1 pseudogene is annotated in these 448 nt (G+C 75.9%); it reads left to right on the top strand.

From position 1 onward, the window contains the following. Nucleotides 1-24: 24 nt before the first annotated feature. Nucleotides 25-448, top strand: a pseudogene (locus G3I78_RS48370) (hypothetical protein); the annotation flags it as partial.

The following is a 448-nucleotide window of genomic DNA, read 5'->3' as shown; positions in this document are numbered from 1 at the left end:
CGTGGAGGCGCAGAATCGCCGTTCGTGCGCGGGCAGTCGTCGGTCCGCGCCGTCCCGCCCGACCTCGGACCGGAGCTGATGACGTTGCCCGACGCCCCCGTGACCGCCGACCGAACGACCGACCCGACCGCCCGTCCGACCCCGGGCGGCGCCCGGGTCTTCGACCTGCCCGACCGGCTCGCGGCGAAGGCCGACCCCGCCCTGGTCGAGGTCGACGAGCAGCACTTCGCCGCGATCGCGGCGAGCCTCGAGCACTCCGTCGCGGACCTCACGCAGCGCCTCGACGGCGTGCGCCGCGAGCCGGGACGCGGCGGGACGGGCGCGCTCGAGCGCGACCAGGAGATCCACCGGCTCAGCAGCCGGCTGCGCCTCCTGCAGCGCTACGGCGTCGACCTGTGCCTGGGGCGCATGACGTTCGCCGACGGCTCCGACCCGGTCTACGTGGGTC

This window comes from Streptomyces sp. SID13726 (assembly GCF_010548375.1).
Classification (GTDB): domain Bacteria; phylum Actinomycetota; class Actinomycetes; order Streptomycetales; family Streptomycetaceae; genus Streptomyces.
This window is presented reverse-complemented; position numbering and strand designations above follow the sequence as displayed.